At 40.8% G+C, this 20,783-nt stretch carries 16 protein-coding genes; 5 read left to right on the top strand and 11 right to left on the bottom strand.

Annotated features, from left to right (window positions below; all coding sequences use genetic code 11):
* Nucleotides 1-51: 51 nt before the first annotated feature.
* From adk to apt, 6 genes are all read right to left on the bottom strand, one after another.
* Nucleotides 52-696, bottom strand: a complete 645-nt coding sequence (adk, locus tag P2E05_RS05600; RefSeq protein WP_154623576.1) for an adenylate kinase — start codon at nucleotides 694-696, stop codon at nucleotides 52-54.
* Nucleotides 697-888: 192 nt separating this feature from the next.
* On the bottom strand, nucleotides 889-2,763 hold the full coding sequence (gene htpG / locus P2E05_RS05595; RefSeq protein ID WP_276123041.1) for a molecular chaperone HtpG: 1,875 nt from the start codon (nucleotides 2,761-2,763) through the stop codon (nucleotides 889-891).
* A gap of 293 nt (nucleotides 2,764-3,056) precedes the next feature.
* The gene (gene recR, locus P2E05_RS05590) at nucleotides 3,057-3,656 is read right to left on the bottom strand and encodes a recombination mediator RecR (protein ID WP_154623578.1); all 600 of its coding nucleotides are present in this window, start codon (nucleotides 3,654-3,656) and stop codon (nucleotides 3,057-3,059) included.
* Nucleotides 3,656-3,985 carry a YbaB/EbfC family nucleoid-associated protein gene (locus P2E05_RS05585; RefSeq protein WP_154623579.1) on the bottom strand — a complete coding sequence of 110 codons (330 nt, stop codon included), beginning with the start codon at nucleotides 3,983-3,985 and terminating at the stop codon, nucleotides 3,656-3,658. Before P2E05_RS05585 ends, recR begins: the two co-directional genes overlap by 1 nt.
* 49 nt (nucleotides 3,986-4,034) lie before the next feature.
* Nucleotides 4,035-5,972: a DNA polymerase III subunit gamma/tau gene (gene dnaX, locus P2E05_RS05580; protein ID WP_196713420.1), complete on the bottom strand. Its 1,938-nt coding sequence runs from the start codon at nucleotides 5,970-5,972 to the stop codon at nucleotides 4,035-4,037.
* Between the two features lie 95 nt (nucleotides 5,973-6,067).
* Nucleotides 6,068-6,619: an adenine phosphoribosyltransferase gene (gene apt, locus P2E05_RS05575; RefSeq protein ID WP_154623581.1), complete on the bottom strand. Its 552-nt coding sequence runs from the start codon at nucleotides 6,617-6,619 to the stop codon at nucleotides 6,068-6,070.
* 145 nt (nucleotides 6,620-6,764) lie between these two features.
* Here apt and priC point away from each other — a divergent pair, with 145 nt between their 5' ends.
* Nucleotides 6,765-7,313 (top strand): primosomal replication protein PriC, encoded by a 549-nt coding sequence (gene priC / locus P2E05_RS05570; protein WP_154623582.1) that lies wholly within the window; start codon nucleotides 6,765-6,767, stop codon nucleotides 7,311-7,313.
* Between the two features lie 42 nt (nucleotides 7,314-7,355).
* Here the strand turns inward: priC and P2E05_RS05565 are convergent, their stop codons facing one another.
* Nucleotides 7,356-8,333 carry an FUSC family protein gene (locus tag P2E05_RS05565; RefSeq protein ID WP_163860836.1) on the bottom strand — a complete coding sequence of 326 codons (978 nt, stop codon included), beginning with the start codon at nucleotides 8,331-8,333 and terminating at the stop codon, nucleotides 7,356-7,358.
* 376 nt (nucleotides 8,334-8,709) lie between these two features.
* Here P2E05_RS05565 and P2E05_RS05560 point away from each other — a divergent pair, with 376 nt between their 5' ends.
* Nucleotides 8,710-8,880 carry a YbaM family protein gene (locus tag P2E05_RS05560; RefSeq protein WP_154623392.1) on the top strand — a complete coding sequence of 57 codons (171 nt, stop codon included), beginning with the start codon at nucleotides 8,710-8,712 and terminating at the stop codon, nucleotides 8,878-8,880.
* Between the two features lie 6 nt (nucleotides 8,881-8,886).
* Here P2E05_RS05560 and mscK read toward each other — a convergent pair whose 3' ends face one another.
* From mscK to acrR, 3 genes are all read right to left on the bottom strand, one after another.
* Nucleotides 8,887-12,264 carry a mechanosensitive channel MscK gene (gene mscK / locus P2E05_RS05555; protein ID WP_195848165.1) on the bottom strand — a complete coding sequence of 1,126 codons (3,378 nt, stop codon included), beginning with the start codon at nucleotides 12,262-12,264 and terminating at the stop codon, nucleotides 8,887-8,889.
* Nucleotides 12,265-12,350: 86 nt separating this feature from the next.
* Entirely contained in the window at nucleotides 12,351-12,704 is a 354-nt protein-coding gene (locus P2E05_RS05550) for a DsrE/DsrF/TusD sulfur relay family protein (protein WP_154623394.1), read from the bottom strand.
* 13 nt (nucleotides 12,705-12,717) lie between these two features.
* Nucleotides 12,718-13,368, bottom strand: coding sequence for a multidrug efflux transporter transcriptional repressor AcrR (gene acrR, locus P2E05_RS05545; RefSeq protein ID WP_276123040.1), 651 nt, complete (start codon nucleotides 13,366-13,368; stop codon nucleotides 12,718-12,720).
* Between the two features lie 132 nt (nucleotides 13,369-13,500).
* On the opposite strand from acrR, the gene P2E05_RS05540 reads away from it, so the two are divergent.
* The 3 genes from P2E05_RS05540 (at nucleotide 13,501) to P2E05_RS05530 (ending at nucleotide 19,064) form a co-directional block, all read left to right on the top strand.
* Nucleotides 13,501-14,688 carry an efflux RND transporter periplasmic adaptor subunit gene (locus P2E05_RS05540; protein ID WP_154623396.1) on the top strand — a complete coding sequence of 396 codons (1,188 nt, stop codon included), beginning with the start codon at nucleotides 13,501-13,503 and terminating at the stop codon, nucleotides 14,686-14,688.
* Between the two features lie 15 nt (nucleotides 14,689-14,703).
* Nucleotides 14,704-17,865 (top strand): efflux RND transporter permease subunit, encoded by a 3,162-nt coding sequence (locus tag P2E05_RS05535; protein WP_154623397.1) that lies wholly within the window; start codon nucleotides 14,704-14,706, stop codon nucleotides 17,863-17,865.
* A gap of 263 nt (nucleotides 17,866-18,128) precedes the next feature.
* Nucleotides 18,129-19,064, top strand: a complete 936-nt coding sequence (locus tag P2E05_RS05530) for a filamentous hemagglutinin N-terminal domain-containing protein (RefSeq protein WP_163860835.1) — start codon at nucleotides 18,129-18,131, stop codon at nucleotides 19,062-19,064.
* A gap of 115 nt (nucleotides 19,065-19,179) precedes the next feature.
* On the opposite strand, the gene P2E05_RS05525 is transcribed toward P2E05_RS05530, so the two are convergent.
* On the bottom strand, nucleotides 19,180-20,565 hold the full coding sequence (locus P2E05_RS05525; protein ID WP_154623399.1) for an SLC13 family permease: 1,386 nt from the start codon (nucleotides 20,563-20,565) through the stop codon (nucleotides 19,180-19,182).
* Between the last annotated feature and the right edge of the window lie 218 nt (nucleotides 20,566-20,783).

The raw sequence follows: 20,783 nt of genomic DNA, 5'->3' as shown, positions 1-20,783 counted from the left end.
AAAAGCAAAGGCAGCGATTATCGCTGCCTTTGTTGATAGCTATCATCTTTATTAGCCGAGGATTTTTGCTAATTCTTCACTCACTTCAGAAACTTTGCGAGTTCCATCAATTTTGAAATACTGAGTGTTACCCGCAGCCGCTTCTTTTTGATAATAAGCGACCAAAGGTGCGGTTAAATCATGATATTCAACCAAACGCTTACGAACGGTATCTTCTTGGTCATCTTTACGAATAGTGAGCTCTTCACCTGTGACATCATCTTTATTTTCAACTTTAGGTGGGTTGAATGTCACATGATAAACACGACCTGAAGGTGCATGCACACGGCGACCAATAATACGCTCAACAATGATTTCATCAGGTACATCGAATTCTAATACGAAATCAACATCAATACCGGCTTCCTTCATTGCATCAGCTTGAGGAATGGTGCGCGGGAACCCATCCAACAAGAAGCCATTGCGGCAGTCATCTTGTTTGATGCGCTCTTTAACTAATGCAATCACTAATTCATCAGTCACTAACTTACCATTATCCATTAGCTCTTTTGCTTTTAAACCTAGCTCACTACCTGCTTTAACTGCTGCACGTAACATGTCGCCAGTTGAAATTTGTGGAATACCAAATTTCTCCATAATAAATTGAGCTTGAGTGCCCTTACCGGCGCCTGGAGCACCGAGCAGAATGATACGCATTGCGTAAACCCCTTGCTATTTAGTTTTTTATAATTTGAAAAGAAAACAAGATACCATACCATTAGGATGGCGCTTTACTCAAGAAGACACGTAAACGTTTTCGCATTTTACTTCTTTCGTAAAAGAAAAAAACCACGCTAAAGCGCTGGCTAAAACGTGGTTTTTGCTCAAAAACGAAAATCAATTAGCGAATTATTTCATTAATAATTCGTTGATTTTACGAATGAATAAATTTGGATCTTCTAATGTACCGCGCTCTGCTAATAAAGCTTGGTCTAACAAAACATTAACCCAATCAGCAAACAGTGCATCATCCGTCACTTCTGACGCTTTCTTAACCAGTGGATGTGATGGATTAAGCTCAAAGTTATATTTCACTTCAGGAGCAGCTTGACCTGCCGCAGCGAATAACTTCGCCATTTGTGTGCTCATCTCATCGGCATCGGTGGTGACAATCGCAGGTGTATCCGTCAAACGGTGGGTCAATTTGACCTCTTTAACGCGATCTGCCAACAATGTTTTCACACGCTCAACAAAAGGTTCTAATTGCTTATCGGCTTCTTCTTGCTCTGCTTTATCTTCATCTGCGAGTTTATCCAGCGACTCATAGGCTTTGCTAACCGATTGGAAAGGCTTACCATCAAACTCGGATAAATAGTTCATCATCCATTCATCAATGCGATCAGAAAGCAATAGTACCTCAATACCTTTCTTACGGAACAGCTCTAAATGAGGGCTGCTCTTAGCCGCAGCATAGCTATCCGCCGTGATGTAATAGATTTTCTCCTGCCCTTCAACCATACGGCTAATATAGTCTTCTAAAGAGACATTCTGCACGTTGCTATCATTATGTGTTGATGCAAAACGTAGCAGTTTCGCAATAGCTTCACTATTGCTCATATCTTCCGCAGGTCCTTCTTTCATCACTAGACCAAATTGCTGCCAGAAAGACTGATATTTTTCCGCATCATTCTTCGCCAGTTTATCTAGCATTTGCAGGACACGCTTGGTTAATGCGCCACGCAAGCTACGAGTTAATGCGCTATCTTGCAGTATTTCGCGAGATACGTTGAGGGGTAAATCGTTTGAATCCAATACCCCACGCACAAAGCGCAAATAATTTGGCATAAACTGCTCAGCGTCATCCATAATAAACACACGCTGAACATACAGTTTTAATCCATGGCGCTGCTCACGATTCCAGAGATCAAACGGCGCCTGTGAAGGTATATACAATAAGCTAGTGTACTCCTGCTTACCTTCAACACGATTATGAGACCAAGTTAATGGATCCGCATAATCATGGGAGATGTGTTTGTAAAACTCGATATACTCTTCATCAGAAATTTCAGACTTATTACGCGTCCATAGCGCTTTAGCTTGGTTGATTTTCTCCCAAGTTATTGTGCCATCTTCTTCATTTTTAACTTCAATTTCTACAGGTAGTGCAATATGGTCTGAATATTTGCTGATAACTGAACGCAAACGCCAGTTATCTAAAAACTCTTTTTCATCTTCACGCAAATGTAACGTGATTTCAGTGCCACGATCCGCTTTTTCAATGTCGGCAATAGTGTATTCACCTTCACCAGCAGATTCCCAAAATACGCCTTGGTCTGCCGATGCACCAGCAGCACGGCTACGAACAGTCACTTTATCAGCAACGATAAAAGCAGAATAGAAACCAACACCAAACTGACCAATCATTTGACTATCTTTTGCTTGGTCACCACCCAGAGATTCTAAAAAGGCTTTAGTGCCTGATTTAGCGATCGTTCCTAAGTTATCAATAACTTCATCACGGCTCATACCAATACCGTTATCGCTAATTGTGAGTGTCCCATCTTCTTTATTTGCGCTAATGCGAACACGCAGTTCCCCATCATTTTCATACAATTCAGGTTTTGAAAGTGCACGAAAACGCAGTTTATCTGCCGCATCGGATGCGTTTGAAATAAGTTCACGCAAAAAGATTTCTTTGTTTGAGTAAAGAGAGTGGATCATCAACTGGAGCAGTTGTTTGACTTCAGATTGGAACCCGCGAGTTTCTTGTCCTTTCATACTCATTAATGCCTCTATATCATCAATCTAATGGGATAGTTTTGACTTATCGATGAGATTGAATTGGGGGCAAAAAACAGAAATTCAAGCGCATGAAAGAAAAAATGTCTCCGCGAAGACTCAGCGACGATAAGTCACTCAAGGGGATAACTAAGTGATACTAAAGAATAAAAAAGCGAACAGATTCGAATTATGTGAAAGGACTGCGACAAAAACAATAAGCGATGCTTCTGGTAAGACATTGCGGTGATTAAAGCTACAGCCAGTCAACCGCCCGTAGCTTAAGATGTTACCTGTTACTAGAGGCGCTGCCTACCCGCTAATGAGTGAGATAACGTGGTACCATCGACCATTTCCAGCTCACCACCAACAGGTACGCCATGTGCGATTCGGCTTGCAGTAATGCCATATTGAGCACACATCTGCGCAATATAGTTTGCTGTTGCCTCACCTTCTACCGTTGGGTTAGTCGCAAGTATCACTTCAGTAATGGTTTCAGAAGATAACCGCTCTTCTAATCTATCCAGTCCGATATCCATCGGGCCAATGCCATCAATCGGTGATAAATGCCCCATCAGCACAAAATAACGCCCTGAAAATTGACCAGTTTGTTCCACAGCATAAATATCCGCAGGGCTTTCAACCACACAAATCAAACCGTTCTGTTGACGACGCGGATTTTCACAGATATTACACACATCCTGTTCGGTAAAAGTACGACAATCACGGCAGTGACCGATTTCTGACATTGCTCGAGTCAGTGACTGCGCAAGGCGCATGCCACCACTACGATCACGCTGAAGCAGATGAAAAGCCATACGTTGCGCTGACTTTGGCCCAACACCAGGGAGACAGCGCAAAGCTTCCATCAATGACTCTAGAAGCGGACTCGTTTGCATTAGAATGGCATCTTAAAGCCTGGTGGCAGTTGCATGCCACTTGAAACACTTGCCATTTTTTCTTTCTGCGTTTCTTCAATACGGCGAGCTGCATCATTAAATGCTGCGGCAATCAAATCTTCCAGCATATCTTTATCATCTTCAAGAAGACTTGGATCTATCTCAACACGGCGGCAGTTATGTGAGCCGTTGATGGTAACTTTGACTAGACCAGCGCCAGATTCGCCTGTTGCTTCTAGATTGGCGATTTCTTCCTGAACTTTTTGCATTTTTTCTTGCATTTGTTGGGCTTGCTTCATTAGATTGCCCAAACCACCTTTACCAAACATAGTTATCTCTCACTACTGAGGCCACAGCTTGCTCATAGAGACTGTAGCGTTAAACGGGGCGAATACTTTCTTCATCTAACTGCGCATCAAACATCGAGCGTAGTTTTTGAATCGTTTTATCCGCAATAATTGACTGACGCGCTTGCGCCAGCTTTTCTTCATAAATCGCCTGTCGCCATTCAAGCGGCGTTTTCACTTCGGTATTATCATCTTGAACGATGTTTAGTTCAACAGGATGACCGTAGTGTTCACTCAAGGCACTTTGTAATGCGTCATGTGCCGACGGCTTATTAAGATGACGCTGCGCGGGTCGCAAATGAAGAACGATTTGTGACTCACTGATTCTTTCTATATATGAATTCAAAGCTAATTGTTCAACTAGCTTAGGGATATTTAATTGCGCTATTTCTGCTGACCAGCTATCCCGCTCTCGACCTTCTTCAATAATCTTAGCCGCTAATTCAGGCGTTTTTTCATACTCTAACGCCTCTTTTATTTCAGTCGGTGTGGTAATCGTTTCTTTAGCTTGAGGTTCTTCAAACTGAGGCCGCCACTGATAATGCTTTGGTTTTGTCGATTTTTTAGCGTCAACAGTTTGGTTAACACCCTTTTTTTGATGCTGGCTAGTGACCGCGGCCAGCCTCTCAAGTGCTGACATCGCCGGCTTAGCCTTTTCAGGCGCGGCCGGTTTATTCTTTTTTCCGTCAGATACCTCATCTTGTGAGGACTGTAGCGCTTCCTTAGCCTTTAATAATTGAAAGGTAGGACTATTTTCTGCTATCGGCGCATTTGCCGATAACGGTGATGAAGCCGGTGTTGGTTTCGATGCAACTGAGCGAGTCGGCATCACAGAAGCAGGCTGTACGGCCACCGTTTGTGCTACGGGTTCTTCAATAATGCTTTTGGGGTGAAACGCCAAAGCACGTAACAAAGCCATTTCAATGCCCATACGGCGTTCTGGTGCGTAAGGGAGGTCTCGACGACCAATCAGTAATGTTTGATAAAATAATTGCAAATCTGCTGGAGAAATTATTCGCGCTATTTGTCTGAGACGCCCTTCCGTCGATGAAGGATCCGTTTCTTTTCCTGCGGGTAATAGCTGGATCATGGCAACGCGATGCAACAATGACAATATTTCTACCAGAAGATTTTCCCAATCAGCGCCACGGGTTGCTGCATGCTCGACTTCTTCCATGACAGCAATACCATCAGCACGCACCAAAGCTTCAATGATCGCAAGCGGCTGCTCATCATCAAGTGTACCTAACATCTGACTGACAATATCTGCTGTAACCTGACCTTGCCCCATCGCTATCGCTTGATCTGTCAAACTCAACGCATCACGTAAACTACCATCAGCTGCGCGAGAAATGAGCTGGCGCGCGCGCGAATCATGTTCAATGCCTTCTGCATTTAAAATATGTTCAAGCTGCTCATTAATTTGAGTGACATCTAACGCTTTTAAATGAAACTGCAAACAACGCGACAAAATCGTCACCGGTAATTTTTGTGGATCGGTTGTTGCCAGTAAAAATTTAACGTGCTCAGGCGGCTCTTCTAGCGTTTTTAATAACGCATTAAAGCTATGGCGCGATAGCATATGCACTTCATCAATAAGATAGACTTTAAAACGCCCGCGAGCCGGCGCATACTGCACGTTGTCTAATAATTCTCGCGTATCTTCAACTTTTGTTCTCGATGCCGCATCGATTTCGATCAAATCGACGAAACGCCCCTGCTCGATCTCTTGGCAATTGGTACATTTTCCACAAGGTGTTGCTGTGATCCCCGTTTCACAATTAAGACCTTTGGCAAACAAACGGGCAATTGTCGTTTTACCGACACCACGAGTGCCAGAAAAAAGATAGGCGTGATGAAGCCTCTGGTGTTCCAGACCATTCGCTAATGCGGTCAATACATGCTGTTGACCGACAACATCTGAAAATTTTTGGGGGCGCCACTTACGGGCAAGTACCTGATAGCTCATGAATTATGCAGTTTCTTAACACGGTGATAGCACCATGCTACCACAGCCTCGCCCCTTACGGCGAGACTGTGATAAAAATAGTGAGGAAAATAGGATTAGTGGCCTGGGAACTCAACTAAACTAAATGAGTTAACGCCCTCAGCAGCAAGGCGCTCTACGCCGCCTAAATCCGGTAGGCTGATAATAAAAGCGGCATCGACAATGTTCGCGCCTAGCTGCTTGATCATTCTTACTGTTGCTTCAACAGTACCGCCTGTTGCAAGTAGATCATCGATGACTAATACATTATCTTCAGGCTGAATACTGTCACGATGGATCTCCAGCGTGTCAGTGCCATATTCTAAATCATAGGTCATACTTAATACTTCGCGAGGTAGTTTCCCTTTTTTACGTACAGGAACAAAACCAACGCCTAAGCGCAACGCGACTGGTGCACCAAACAGAAAACCGCGCGCTTCAGTACCTACAATTTTGGTGACATCTTTATCTTTATAATGCTCAACCAACAAATCGATGGTAGCTTGATAAGCTGCCGGGTTATTTAACAGTGTGGTAATATCGCGGAATAATACCCCTTCTTTTGGGTAATCAGGGATAGTTGCAATACTTTCTTTAATCAATTGCAGTTGTTGCTCTCTAGCAGTCATAATAAAGTGCCAATCAATAGTAAACACGAAAAGGTAGAATCTATTTAAAGTACCATAAAAATGCAATAAGGAGCCGCTTATTTGCGACAAGTTTTATTGCTACATATCAATTTTCCATGATTTTTCACTAGTAACGAGAAGAAAAATGAAAATACAGGCTCTTTTAGATGCGCTAAAAACGCAAATTGACGCATTGCAAACCCGCATAGCACCTATCGCTGATCAGGAATTTTCACATTCCCGCTTTGATTCGCAACTGTTTAGCACTAAATCAACGCATCTAGGGGATTGCCAAAAAGAGTTAAATAAACTGTACCAACAACTTTCCCACAGTGTGTCACTTGGTCATATTGAACAAGTTAACTTTCTGACAGAGAAAATAACGCATCAAATCCAAGCGCTTTCCCGAGAACTGTCTACTCAAGCATTACGCCAAAAAGAGACCTCTTTTCAAGAAAAGAAAGAACACGTCGATCTGTATGAACGGTTGGCACAGCATCAAGATTATGAACGCCGATTACTCGCCATGGTCAGTGAACGTGAATTGCAACTCAATGGCCTGACCGATCACGTAAAACGTCACCAATGCCAAAAAGATATTGCAGCATTAGCGGGAAGGCTATACCGTTGCCGGCAAGCATTGATACGTATCGAAAAAGCCATAGAACATCAAGAAAACCAATTTTTGGACTAAATTATTAATGGGTGTAGCCTCAGCTCCCATTGTAAGGCGACCTCAATAAATTGATTTATTCTTCATGATTAATTTTATGCAGTAACTGCATACTACCGCAAATAAGCCACCAATGAATGTTTCCATGATCCTTTCTGACAATAAATGATAATCAACATTATTCAGATAAATTGACATTTCAATTAATGACAAGACTAACCCAGTCAAACAAATTGTCCCGAATACATTATTTTTCTTTGTATTACTGATAGGGATTAAAAATGAAAACAAGAGAATTAATGTAAAACCTATGTATGGCATTAAGATAGATGAGTTAAATGCCAAATAAAGTATCAAAACAACAATCAGTGTTCCAATGACCCTATCACGCGTTAATTTAACGATATTTGTTAATTTAGGATTTAAGACAAAGATAAAGGTTAATGGTGCCCAAAAAAAATGGTCTATATTGATGGCTCTTGATGATAAAACACAAAAAATTAAGCCTGTCGAGTAGATCAATGATTGTCCCACTAAGGGAACAGTGACTCTATCTCTTTTTAAAAAGATATACTTCTTTATCTGGTGAATCGTAATTGTTTTCCGTTTGCTCACAGCGTAACAGAACGCAAGTGTCACCACCGTTCCTATCAGTAAACCTATCACCAAGCCGTTGAAGCTCGACTTATTTAAGGTTGCCCCTATGATAAAGAAAATCATAAAGTACTTAAACGACATCTCTAAAGAGGAATCAACATTATAAAGTTGATAATAGAAAAAAGGTGATAGAAATAATACGATAAAGAACAAGTAACTAAAGCCTAAAGAATAACCAAGAGCCGTCCCTACAAACACAAATAATGAACATAATAATGAATAAATAATATTTTTATAGCGATTCGCTTTATTAAATATCGTATAACCATGAAGCGCTGACAGTGAACTCCATAAAGTTGCATCAATACCTGCAATATAATAAGTGATAATAAAGCTTAGCACGATACAAAATGTTAAATAGAGGCTTTCCGATAATTTCGTCACAAAATCACCCAGTTATACTATTACCAATAGGTAATAATACTAACATGCACGTAATACCATAACAATCAATAAACTACTTCAATATCATTGATATAAATGATATTACTCAGCTACTCTATTTTCACAAATCGATTAATGACGGGTTATTTTATTATTTACTACACATATTAGAATTATAAAAACTATTGTAAATTTTAACTCGCCCCTTCACGATAAAATGTCAAAGGCACGTTAATTTCTCGTCGCTATTCTTATTATTTTTTTATCATTGCGTAATATCAACTTGCTCCTATTTCGATTAAAAACTAATATCTATCAATGTCGCTACTAAAAAAATGCGTACGATAACTCGCTAAGTCGATACTAAGGAGCCAGAATGGATTCTCTAAAAAATGCCCCCAAAGAAACTCAGCTTGCCGTTGATCTTATCTATTTACTTGAAACTTCAGACGTTGAAACTGACGTGGTACTTAAAGCGCTTGAAATTGTAAAAAATGACTATCTCACTAAACAGGCTGCTGAAGCAACCTGCTCATCGAGCAATTAAGTCATATTAATTACCATCATCTTTTTTTACGTTAGGGTCACGTTTTATTTCTTGAATTTCGTCACCTCGCTCGTTATGAAGGTGAACCTCTAACTGGTTAAATGCAATATTAATGTCATTTTCACGACACAACTTATCTATTGCACGATGCACCTCATCACTCGTCGTTCCTCTATCGCCGATTTGGCGAACATAAAAACGCAATTCATGGTCAAGGGTGCTCGCACCAAACCCAGTGAAATACACCGCAGGTGCAGGGTCTGTCATCACCTTACTATTTGAGGTCGCAGCACTTAACAGCACTTGCTTCACTTTATCAAGATCAGAACCGTAAGCCACACCTAATGCTACTGTAATCCTCGTCACTGTATCCGAAAGTGACCAGTTAATGAGACGTTCAGTCACAAACGCTTTATTCGGGATGATCACTTCTTTGCGATCAAAATCAATGATAGTGGTTGCACGAATACGAATTTTACTTACCGTTCCCGAATAACTGCCAATCGTTACGGTATCACCGATACGAATCGGCCTTTCGAATAACAAGATAATCCCCGAAACAAAGTTCGCAAAAATTTCTTGTAAGCCAAACCCCAAACCAACTGTTAATGCCGCGGCTAACCACTGAAGCTTACTCCATGTAATACCGAGCATCCCCAATGACGTTATCGCACCAATACCGACAATAATGTAAGTTAAAATCGTGGTGATGGCATAAGTCGAACCTTGTCGTAATTTTAAGCGTGACAGAACTAAAACCTCTAATAAGCCCGGTAAGTTACGTGTCATAATCCATGCTACAACGATAATCACCATCGCCAAGATTAAATTGGCTAGCGTGACTGATTGTAAAGTATTGCTACCTTCAGCGGTTGTTGCGGTGTAATGCCATAAATCAACACTGTCTAAAAATGAAAATATCGTAATAAAATCAGACCAGATTGCATAAAAAGCTAAAGCAAAAATGATAAATAATACCATCGTGGTTAAACGCAATGACTGTTGACTGATTAATTCAATCGTCATTGGCGGTTCTTTGATGGGTTCGTTTTCACTCTCTTCTTGATGCTGGGCCTTACGACGTTCGATAGCACGTTGATAAGCCAGTTTACGAGCCACTAGAGTCAGGCTGCGCAAACACGCATTATAGGTAATATACCAAAGCAGTAATAAATACAGGCTATCTAACCAACGATTAGCCAGACGTAATGTGGTGTAGTAATACCCCGCCATCATTAAACCAATTAAGATTAGAGGAGAAAACGTGAGCAATGTTACCACGACAGAACGAGTTAAATGGCTGCCTTTTTCTTGCCAGATATGTTTGCAAAATGGCAATGTAAATATAAATAACATCAGTAGTGACAGTAAAACAATTAACTGCCCAATCACATCTTCAGAAACTTTTAGAGGATTAATCACGCCATAAGTTGAAAAATAAATTAATGGTAACAATGGCAGTGATAAACGCGCGACTCGGCGACGAGTTTGTGCAGCAAGTTTTGGCTCAATACTAAAATGCTTTTCTGCTATCCCTCTTGGCTTTAATACCCTTAACGTTAATTCAAAAAGCACCCAAAAAATGGCTAATTGCTGGCAAAGCGCCCACACAAATTCACCTTGAGCATTGCCTGTTTTTAAAAACCAATAGCCAATAGCCAGTAATACCAAAGCTGTCGGTAATGTTTGCAACAGCGTAAGTAATAGCGCAAATGGCGTATTTAATAAACTATCTTGTCTTAAACTGGAAAGGCTTTGAGTGATTTGCTGTAAACGTTCAGCGATTTTTCGGTATAACCAAATAAACACTAATGCCAATACCAATAATGGGATTACCACGAATAATGAATTGGTGATCCCCTTTTTAATATTGCCCTTTGATAAGCTAAAATCAAAACTATTGATTTGTTGTGTTGCCGCCTCTGGAAACGTTTTAACCCAAGTAAGGTCGATCGGCTTATTACTGTTTACCCAAAAGATTTGTTGTGCGAGAGTGTGTTCTAGCGAACTAATCACACTCAATAATTGATTTTGATCGAGTTGTAAATTAATCGCTTGAGAAATTTGATTACCCAATTGTAGATTAAGCTCATCTAATAGCTCACGCCTTACATCCAATAATTTAGTTAACGCTTGTTTATCTTCATCCGACAACAAATAACGACTGTCTTGTTCCCCACCTGACTTTTCCGCTAATTGTTTCTCCAGATTCAAGATGTAATTATTCATTTGATATAACGCATCACGCTGCTGATTAACATCAAACTGTTCAAGGCGTAGATCCGCAATGGTATTAGGCAAATTTTTAGTTAAAATATCATCTGGTAAATCAATTTGTTGTTGAAACAGAATACGTGATAACAATAAGCTACCCCGTAATACATTAATTTGTTCTTTCAAATTACGTTCAGACTGCGTTGCTCGTTCAAGCCAAGTTTTCACACGGATACTATTTTGTACCATGAGATTATTACTCTGAGTCACTTCGATCAAACGTTCGCTAAGCGCATTATTAATCGCTAATTCTTTTTGAATGATAGGATTTTGCTTTAACTGTAGTTCATTATCCGTGGAGGTTTGTGCCTCACGCGCTGTAGCTTCAGAATCATTAAGCCGTTTACTGCTTATATAGGATTGTAGTAATTGAATACGGTTTTCAAGCTGTTCAATATAATAAATCGTGTAGTCACGTTGTTTTTGTAATACATCTTGCAACTGGGTGTTGCCCTGTAACACACGTTTTTGATAATCATTTTGTTGCTGTAAATAGTTCTGTTCTATTTGCAGTAATTCAATTTGTGTATCTCGTAGTTTTGTCGATTCATTAAAAACACTATTAAGCTCATTACGTATTTCTTGTAATCGCCGAGCATTCTCCAGCATCACCGCTTGCGCTCTTTCTGGCTGAGTTTGCAAAGTAATTAAATAGCTATTGTAATTGGCAAGGTCATTCTGCTCAGCTTGTAATTGTTCTAATGCATGACTGAGCATAGCTTCTAACTGTTTTTGTGACGCATTCTTGATGCTATTGGTAAAATTCCGTGTTTCTTCTTCACTGTTATTTTTAAGTTGTTGTAATGCATTCACCGCATGTTTAGCATCATCACTCGCCCTATCGAGACTTTTTTGCAGTTCATCCGACTTACTATCCAGTTTACTTAGCTCATCATAAAAAATAAGCGACTTTTCAATATCAGCAATAGACAGCTTATCTTCAGCACTTTGGTTACTTTTTTTACTCAATACATTCAGTTTATTTTGAATGTCATTTTTGCTTGGAAGAGAATTACTTATTGCAGCATTAGCATAGCAAGAAAAGAAGAAAGCAAAGAGTACAAAGATAACCCTGAATTGCCAGTCTCTTAGATTTTTCAGTGTCCGCATGGATGAACCCATAAGAGGTTTTTTGATTCTGTTTAGATAAAATAAAGCGCGCTGCTAGTAAAGACTAACAGCACATTGAGTCCTAATTAAAACGTTAGAACTTTTTCTGCTTCTAATGTCCAAGCAGCGAGCTCAACTAATGTACCAATCTCGACACCATCTGCTAGGGCTAATTCACTAACACCACGTGCATCGGTACAGGTTTTGCATAATTTCACTGGCACCTGCTGTGCAGTCAAAATTTCTAACATTTGCTGAATATTATAACCTTCTTTTGGCTTTTGCGCTTTAATTCCCGCCGTAACGGCATCCGACATTAAAAATAACTTCAGTTCGGTTTGCGGATGTTGTTCTTTTAGTGTGATTGCTAACCGTAATGAGTTAAATAACGTTTCGTTACCGTAAGGAGCACCATTAGCAATTATTAAAATTGATGACATAACCTCTCTCCAATTATTCTGGCTGTTCTGTCTTTAGCCGTAAAGATGGACTGTATTTCAATGCGTCTAACATGGTTTCTACCAGCATTTCAGTACGTTTTTGTATATTAAAACTATCAGGCTGTAATAACCAGTTCTCCAATAGCCCCGCCATCATCGCTCGTACCATAATAGCACCACATTCTAAATCAAGGTTCGCAGGTAATTGTCCTAGTTCAACACAACTACGCAAATGTTCAATGATACGATAATGGCTCGCCATATAGTTTTCTCTTTTTAAATCCACAATAACAGCCATTTCACCTACCAATTCACACTTATGGAAAAGAATATCCATTAAAGCGCGATTTTTAGGGCTTTCTATAAAATCTGTCAAAATATAAACTAAAATTTCTTTTAGAATTGCTAGTGGATCATTACTATACTTCTGACGATAATAGTTTTCGGCCTGTAATATCTGGCTATCACTAAATTCACAAGCTTGGTGGAATAAATCGACCTTATTTTTGATGTGCCAGTATATCGCACCGCGGGTTACACCAGCGGCCTTTGCAATATCGGCTAACGATGTCGCCGAAACACCTCGTTCAGAGAAGGTTTTGATGGCAGCATCTAAAATTTCCTGACGGGTTTCTTCGGCCTGTTGTTTAGTTTTTCGTGCCATTGTAACTCGTTTATATACAAAGCTGATTTACATACATTCGTGTATGTTTGTACTATAGCATAGTGATAAATCTTATTGTTTACCATTTTCTTGTATTGTTTTTTACTCATGTTGATTAATTGAGGTTAACTTATGCGAAAAAACAGAGGGGTGTTACCTCTGGCTCTGTTGGTTCTTTCAGGTGGCTTAGCTTTATCAGGTTGTAACGATGAACAGAAAGGTGGCGGTGAACGCCCGGCGCCTGAAGTAGGAATTGTTACGCTTAAAGCCGAACCTCTGACTATCAAGACTGAATTACCAGGTCGTACGTCTGCATATCGTATTGCAGAAGTTCGCCCACAGGTAAGTGGCATTATACTCAAACGTAACTACAAAGAAGGTAGCGATGTTGAGGCCGGAACGTCTTTATATCAGATAGATCCAGCGCCTTTCCAAGCCACTTTTGATAGTGCTAAAGCGGAACTTGCTAAAGCGCAAGCTAACGCAAACTTAGCGGGTTTGACTGTAAAACGCTACAAACCACTTTTAGGCACTAATTATATTAGTAAGCAAGAATACGATCAGGCCACCTCAACTTATGCTCAAGCTTTAGCAGCCGTTAAGGCAGCAGAAGCAGCCGTTGAGACTGCGCGTATTAACCTAAACTATACCAAAGTTACTGCGCCTATCAGCGGTCGTACTGGGAAATCTAATGTCACAGAAGGTGCATTAGTTGCTTCAGGACAAGCGACTGAGTTGATGCGAGTTCAACAGCTAGACCCTATCTATGTTGACGTTACGCAATCCAGTGAGGATTTCTTACGCCTACGTAATGAGATAGAAAAAGGTGCTCTCCAAAAAGAGCCGGGCAAAGCCCCTGTTAGCTTAGTCATTAATAATGGCCAAGAGTATGCCCAAAAAGGAGCTCTGGAATTTTCTGATGTCACCGTGGATGAGACAACAGGTTCAATCACGATGAGAGCAGTATTCCCGAACCCAAATAAAGAGCTTATGCCAGGAATGTTTGTGCGCGCTATCTTAGAAGATGGTGTTATGGAAAAAGCGATTCTGGTTCCTCAGCAAGGTTTAGCTCGTACGCCACAAGGTGACGCTCAAGTCATGGTTGTTGGTGCCGAGAATAAAGTTGAAGTCAGAAAAGTTAAAGCAGCACAAGCTGTAGGCAACAAATGGCTGGTGACTGATGGCTTGAAGGATGGCGATCGCGTGATTGTGATTGGCCTACAAAAAATCAAACCCGGTATTGTTGTCGTTCCTAAGGAAGCTAATTTAGAAGCGCAAACCATAGACAATCAGGCTCAACCTGAACAAAAGTCTAAGTAAGGGAGCGGTTGATTAATGCCTAAGTTTTTTATAGATAGACCAATTTTTGCATGGGTAATCGCGATTATTACTATGCTTGCTGGTCTGTTGGCAATTATCAAGTTACCTGTGGCACAGTACCCGACTATTGCACCGCCGTCCGTTTCTATTTCGGCAAACTATCCGGGCGCAGATGCATCGACGGTACAGAACACAGTGACTCAGGTTATCGAACAGAACATGAATGGTATCGATAACTTGGTGTATATGTCATCAACCAGTGATTCATCCGGTTCTGCAAGTATCATGCTGACGTTCGAAGCAGGTACTGATGGTGATATTGCTCAGGTTCAGGTTCAAAACAAACTGCAACTTGCAATGCCATTACTACCACAAGAAGTACAGCAGCAAGGTATCAGCGTTGATAAATCTACCAGTTCATTCTTGATGGTAGCTGGTTTCGTTTCTGCCGATGGCTCTATGGGGCAATATGATATTGCCGACTATGTAGGTTCAAACATTAAGGATCCACTTAGCCGAGTCAATGGTGTTGGGGAAACCCAGTTGTTTGGTACGCAATACGCGATGCGTATCTGGTTAAAACCAGAACAGCTCGTGAAGTACAACATGACAACAAATGATGTTATCAATGCCATTAAAGTGCAAAACAACCAAGTTGCGGCAGGTCAGTTAGGGGGAACACCTCCAGTTGATGGCCAACGCTTGAACGTTTCAATCATCGCGCAAACACGTTTAAACAGTCCTGAAGAGTTTGCCAATATCCTGTTACGTGTTAATCAGGATGGTTCTCAGGTGCGTTTAAAAGATCTTGCAACGGTTGAGTTAGGTGCTGAAAACTACAGTACTATTGCCCGTTTTAATGGTAAACCTGCGGCGGGGATCGGTATTAAACTCGCAACAGGCGCTAACGCACTAGATACTGCTAACAACGTTCGTGCTGCACTGGCGAATATGGAACCGTTCTTCCCTGAAGGACTAGAAATTGTTTATCCATATGATACAACGCCTTTCGTTAAAATTTCGATTAACGAAGTAGTTAAAACGCTAGTCGAAGCGATCATGTTGGTTATCGTGGTTATGTATCTGTTCTTGCAGAATATTCGAGCCACATTAATCCCAACAATTGCTGTACCCGTGGTTTTACTTGGAACGTTTGCTGTTTTGGCAGCTTTCGGTTATTCGATAAACACCTTGACCATGTTTGCGATGGTGCTTGCCATCGGTCTTCTTGTGGATGACGCCATCGTTGTTGTCGAAAACGTTGAGCGTGTTATGCAAGAAGAAGGTCTACCGCCAAAAGAAGCGACTAAAAAGTCCATGGGACAAATTCAAGGCGCGTTGGTCGGTATTGCGATGGTGCTATCAGCGGTATTTATCCCAATGGCTTTCTTTGGAGGGTCAACAGGGGCAATTTACCGTCAGTTCTCAGTAACCATCGTTTCGGCAATGATCCTGTCCGTATTCGTTGCAATGATCCTGACCCCTGCACTTTGTGCCACTATGTTGAAGCCAATTGAGAAAGGCAGTCATGGTAGCCAAAAAGGGTTCTTTGGTTGGTTCAACCGTACATTTGAAAAGCAAGCGCATCACTATACCGATAGTGTTAGCCGCATGCTCAATGGTACGGGCCGTTACCTGATCATCTATCTCATTTTAGTGGCAGGTATGGCATTAATGTTTGTTCGTCTCCCATCTTCATTCTTACCAGAAGAAGATCAGGGGGTATTCTTAGCGATGGTTCAATTACCACCGGGATCAACGCAAGAACAAACACAAGCCGTGTTGGATGAAGTTAACACTTACTTCCACACCAAAGAAGAGCGTAACGTTGAATCTGTATTTACCGTTGGTGGCTTCAGCTTCGCAGGTCAAGGCCAAAACATGGGTCTAGCGTTCGTCGTTCTGAAAAATTGGAGTGAACGTAAAGGCGATGAAAACCATGTTGAAGCCATTGTTCAGCGTGCGAACATAGCGTTATCTCAGAAACAAGAAGCCATGATCTATGCCTTTAACCTACCTGCTATTGTTGAGTTAGGTACTGCAAACGGTTTTGACTTCGAGCTCGTTGACCAAGGTAACTTAGGGCATGATGCCTTAATGGCTGCACGTAACCAATTACTTGGCTTAGCAGCTCAGCACCCTGAGATTTTGCAAGGTGTTCGTCCGAACGGTCAGGATGATACGTCACAGTATCGAATCTACATTGACCAGCAAAAAGCACAGGCTCAAGGTGTTGCTATCGCGGATATCAACGCAACGCTAAGTTCCGTATTTGGTGGTACTTATGTAAACGACTTTATCGACCGCGGTCGTGTTAAGAAAGTTTATGTACAAGGTGATGCAGAAAGCCGTATGTTGCCATCTGACATTAGCGCGCTGTATGTTCGTAACGCCCAAGGAAACATGGTACCTTTCTCGGCCTTCTTGGATGAATCCCAAGACCCTTGGAAATATGGTTCGCCACGTTTAGAGCGTTATAACGGTGTACCTTCAATGAATATTCAAGGGCAAGCAGCACCTGGTCAAAGTACCGGTGACGCAATGCTGATGATGGAGAAACTCACCACTGAAAACCTACCAAAAGGTATTGGCTATGAGTGGACGGGGATGTCATATCAGGAACGTTTATCAGGTAACCAAGCACCTGCTTTGTACGCAATCTCACTGATTGTCGTCTTCCTGTGTCTCGCGGCATTGTATGAGAGTTGGTCTGTACCATTCTCAGTCATGTTAGTCGTACCATTGGGTATTATTGGTGCATTACTGTTTACTTCTGTTCGTGGACTGTCTAACGATGTTTACTTCAAGGTCGGTCTGTTAACAACCATTGGGTTATCGGCGAAAAACGCAATCTTGATTGTTGAATTCGCCAAAGACTTGATGGAAAAAGAAGGTAAAGGGTTAGTCGAAGCGACACTTAACGCGGTTAAGATGCGTTTACGTCCAATCCTGATGACATCATTAGCCTTTATGCTCGGTGTTATCCCTCTGGTATTTAGTAATGGTGCAGGTTCTGCGGCACAGAACTCGGTAGGTACTGGTGTACTGGGTGGTATGTTCGCTGCAACCTCATTAGCTATCTTCTTTGTTCCAGTCTTCTTCGTGGTGATCCGTCGCCGCTTTTCGAATAAGTCTGAAGACATCGAACATAGTCATTCACCAGCAAAAACTGAATAACCATTTCAGTTAGAATAAATCGTAAAGGGCCACTGTATCTGTGGCCCTTTTTATTATGTATAAACCAAGTGAGTTACGTCTGTAGCGTCAAAAAATGATATAGAAAAACATAGAAAAGCTGAGTTTAATATGATGCTTATTTAAGTGAAGTGATATTTTATTTTTTAACAGAACATTCTATTTTTTAGCCAAACTGAAAGAGTTAAACGGAGCTATACTACCAAACAGTAAAAGGGATCTTTCACTGCAAGGAGCTTCACTCAATGAAATTATTAACCGTCCAAATATCATCATTTGTATTATTGTTTGTCCATACTCACTTATCGGCTTCTACTCTTGATATCAACCAAGCTAAAACGATCAATATTGCCGCCCCGCTTAAAAACCATATTTCATTCAATAGTTTCGAAACACTCTCTTCTAATGAACATGGTTTAGTTTTTAATAATGATATTCAAGATAATCGCACTCTTGATGGTAAGGCCGCTAAAATGATCCTTGCGGAAGTGACAGGAAGTGAAGCGACCAATATCCAAGGCGTTATTGCGATTAAAGGTAAAACGGCCAACCTTGTGATTGCTAATCCTAATGGCATCACTTGGCATAATGGCTCAGCAAGTAATATTTCTAGTCTTTCATTGATAGCAGGTAACTTCGAAAGGCAATTTATTAAAGATAAAACAGACCAAGATAAACTTATCCCTAAACCCCTTGAGGATTATAAGCAATTAAAATTCTCTGTATCTCCAGGTAGCCAAGTCATCATCAGCCAGCAGCAGGCTGTGCCTATACAGTTATCTAAAATTAATGTGTTTGCTGATCGTATCAAACTACAAAATGCAGTCAATATTACCTCAGCAGTTCAAAACTATCTCAGTAGTTCAGGCAATGCTTACTTGTCTATTAGTGAAGGTTTACTCCATTCAGGTGCTAAATACCGTTCAACAACTTTGCATAGTGAGGGAAGTCACTTTGAATTAAGTGAAAATGCCAAACTTATGGGGCGTTCAATTTTGCTCGAAAGTCATCGGTATCAATGTAAAGACAGTTTTATGTGTCCACAAAATAGAATTGATATTAATGGGTTAATTGAAGCGATGAATTTTTCATTACAAGGTGAGAATCAGTTGGCTATCACGGGGCAATTACGTTTAGGTAGTAACCAACAAACCTTAGTCGGACAAAGTGCCAATTTTTAAAAGAATCACTAAAGTCACTATTAAAAGAATAAAATACACGCCTTATTAAACACTAGCGGCCTCACTTGAGGCCGCTAGGGGATAAAAATTTAATCTTGAACTCACTATTGGGTCATTATAACCAGAAGAACCAAGCAAACAGTGAGATCACAATGATACAAGCTACGTTCAATACCGCGCCAACACGGACCATTTCTATCTGTCTAATATAACCAGAACCAAAGACAATAGCGTTCGGAGGTGTTGCAACAGGTAACATAAAGGCACAAGATGCACCAATACCAATGATCATCGTTAATACCATTGGAGGCATGCCTAATGCTTCAGCGACTGTGGCAAAAATCGGAACTAATAGCGCCGCACTCGCCGTATTACTGGTAAATTCTGTTAAAATAATGATGAATGTAGTCACCGCTAAAATAATAACAAACCAGTGGCTTTGACCAAATGTCATTTGCATCCAGTCAGCCATTATCTTACTTGCTCCAGATGAACTTAAAATCGCGCTCAGTGTTAAACCACCACCGAACAGCATCAGTACACCCCACTCAGTATTTTTCTGAATTTGAGCCCAGCTAGCAACACCAGTAATCCCAATTAGAATTGCTGCACTTACAGCAATAATGGTGTCCAAGTCTTTAACACCACCTAACGCATCACTAATAAACGTACTCGTAATCCAGCAAACAACCGCAATTAAGAAAATGATCATGGCAGTGATACGTTTACCATTCCACTTCACATGCTCAAGTTCTAATTCAAAGCGGTGCTTCAGATTTGGTCGTAACATCATAAACATCAGCACAAACATCATAGGCAGTAATACAACCATGATCGGAATGCCGTATTTCATCCATGATAAAAAGTCTAAACCAAGTGCAGATGCTGCGATTGCGTTTGGAGGACTACCAACAATAGTCCCTAACCCACCAATACTGGCACTATAAGCAACGCCGAGTAACACAAACACGAATGTATTACGTTCATGGCGAACATCTAAATTAGAGAGAATACCTAATACAAGTGGTAACATCATCGCCGCAGTCGCAGTGTTACTAATCCACATCGAAAGTAATGCAGTAACACCGAACAATAGCACCACTGCAACAGATAAGCGCCCACGGGCAATCATCAACAAACGGTTAGCAATCAGTCTATCTAGACCTTGAATATGCAAAGCCGTTGCCAAAGCAAAGCCACCGAAGAATAGAAAAATGATTGGGTTAGCGAAGGATTTCAACGCATCCCCAGTGTTCATTAACCCTAGCCCTACCGCTAGAATTGGAATACATAATGCAGTGATAGTCACGTGTATAGCTTCAGTTAACCAAAGCACACCAATAAATACCATCATTGCTAGGCCTGCATTTGCTTTATCATCAAAAGGCAAATACTTTAAAAGTAAAATTAGCAATACGATATCAATAGCTAAAATCACCCAGCCCCTAACATTGGACGGGGTTGGCCCCACAGAAGGTTTTAGGGATTCAGAAGCATCCATGTTAACTCCATTGGCTCATCAGTGCGGTAACACATCAAGCTCTTGTTAATATTTATTTACAGTGGAGGAAATATAGAGTTAATTGAATGGAATGAAAATGTGGATAATCAAAAATTGAGATCTGAAACGCGCAATTTAGCTATTTTTTCATTTGATACATAAAAAATTATCGCTTTTATCGACAGATAAGCGGAATCCCTACAACGATTCAATATATT

It is taken from the genome of Providencia stuartii, assembly GCF_029277985.1.
GTDB classification, from domain to species: domain Bacteria; phylum Pseudomonadota; class Gammaproteobacteria; order Enterobacterales; family Enterobacteriaceae; genus Providencia; species Providencia zhejiangensis.
The sequence above is the reverse complement of the archived record's forward strand: the minus strand, read 5'-3'. Positions and strand labels throughout refer to the sequence as shown.

Excerpts from the sequence above, each read along its gene's own strand:
- adk (WP_154623576.1), bottom strand. The coding sequence starts at position 696 with ATGCGTATCATTCTGCTCGGTGCTCCAGGCGCCGGTAAGGGCACTCAA.
- htpG (WP_276123041.1), bottom strand. The coding sequence starts at position 2,763 with ATGAGTATGAAAGGACAAGAAACTCGCGGGTTCCAATCTGAAGTCAAA.
- recR (WP_154623578.1), bottom strand. The coding sequence starts at position 3,656 with ATGCAAACGAGTCCGCTTCTAGAGTCATTGATGGAAGCTTTGCGCTGT.
- P2E05_RS05585 (WP_154623579.1), bottom strand. The coding sequence starts at position 3,985 with ATGTTTGGTAAAGGTGGTTTGGGCAATCTAATGAAGCAAGCCCAACAA.
- dnaX (WP_196713420.1), bottom strand. The coding sequence starts at position 5,972 with ATGAGCTATCAGGTACTTGCCCGTAAGTGGCGCCCCCAAAAATTTTCA.
- apt (WP_154623581.1), bottom strand. The coding sequence starts at position 6,619 with ATGACTGCTAGAGAGCAACAACTGCAATTGATTAAAGAAAGTATTGCA.
- priC (WP_154623582.1), top strand. The coding sequence starts at position 6,765 with ATGAAAATACAGGCTCTTTTAGATGCGCTAAAAACGCAAATTGACGCA.
- P2E05_RS05560 (WP_154623392.1), top strand. The coding sequence starts at position 8,710 with ATGGATTCTCTAAAAAATGCCCCCAAAGAAACTCAGCTTGCCGTTGAT.
- mscK (WP_195848165.1), bottom strand. The coding sequence starts at position 12,264 with ATGCGGACACTGAAAAATCTAAGAGACTGGCAATTCAGGGTTATCTTT.
- P2E05_RS05550 (WP_154623394.1), bottom strand. The coding sequence starts at position 12,704 with ATGTCATCAATTTTAATAATTGCTAATGGTGCTCCTTACGGTAACGAA.
- acrR (WP_276123040.1), bottom strand. The coding sequence starts at position 13,368 with ATGGCACGAAAAACTAAACAACAGGCCGAAGAAACCCGTCAGGAAATT.
- P2E05_RS05540 (WP_154623396.1), top strand. The coding sequence starts at position 13,501 with ATGCGAAAAAACAGAGGGGTGTTACCTCTGGCTCTGTTGGTTCTTTCA.
- P2E05_RS05535 (WP_154623397.1), top strand. The coding sequence starts at position 14,704 with ATGCCTAAGTTTTTTATAGATAGACCAATTTTTGCATGGGTAATCGCG.
- P2E05_RS05530 (WP_163860835.1), top strand. The coding sequence starts at position 18,129 with ATGAAATTATTAACCGTCCAAATATCATCATTTGTATTATTGTTTGTC.
- P2E05_RS05525 (WP_154623399.1), bottom strand. The coding sequence starts at position 20,565 with ATGGATGCTTCTGAATCCCTAAAACCTTCTGTGGGGCCAACCCCGTCC.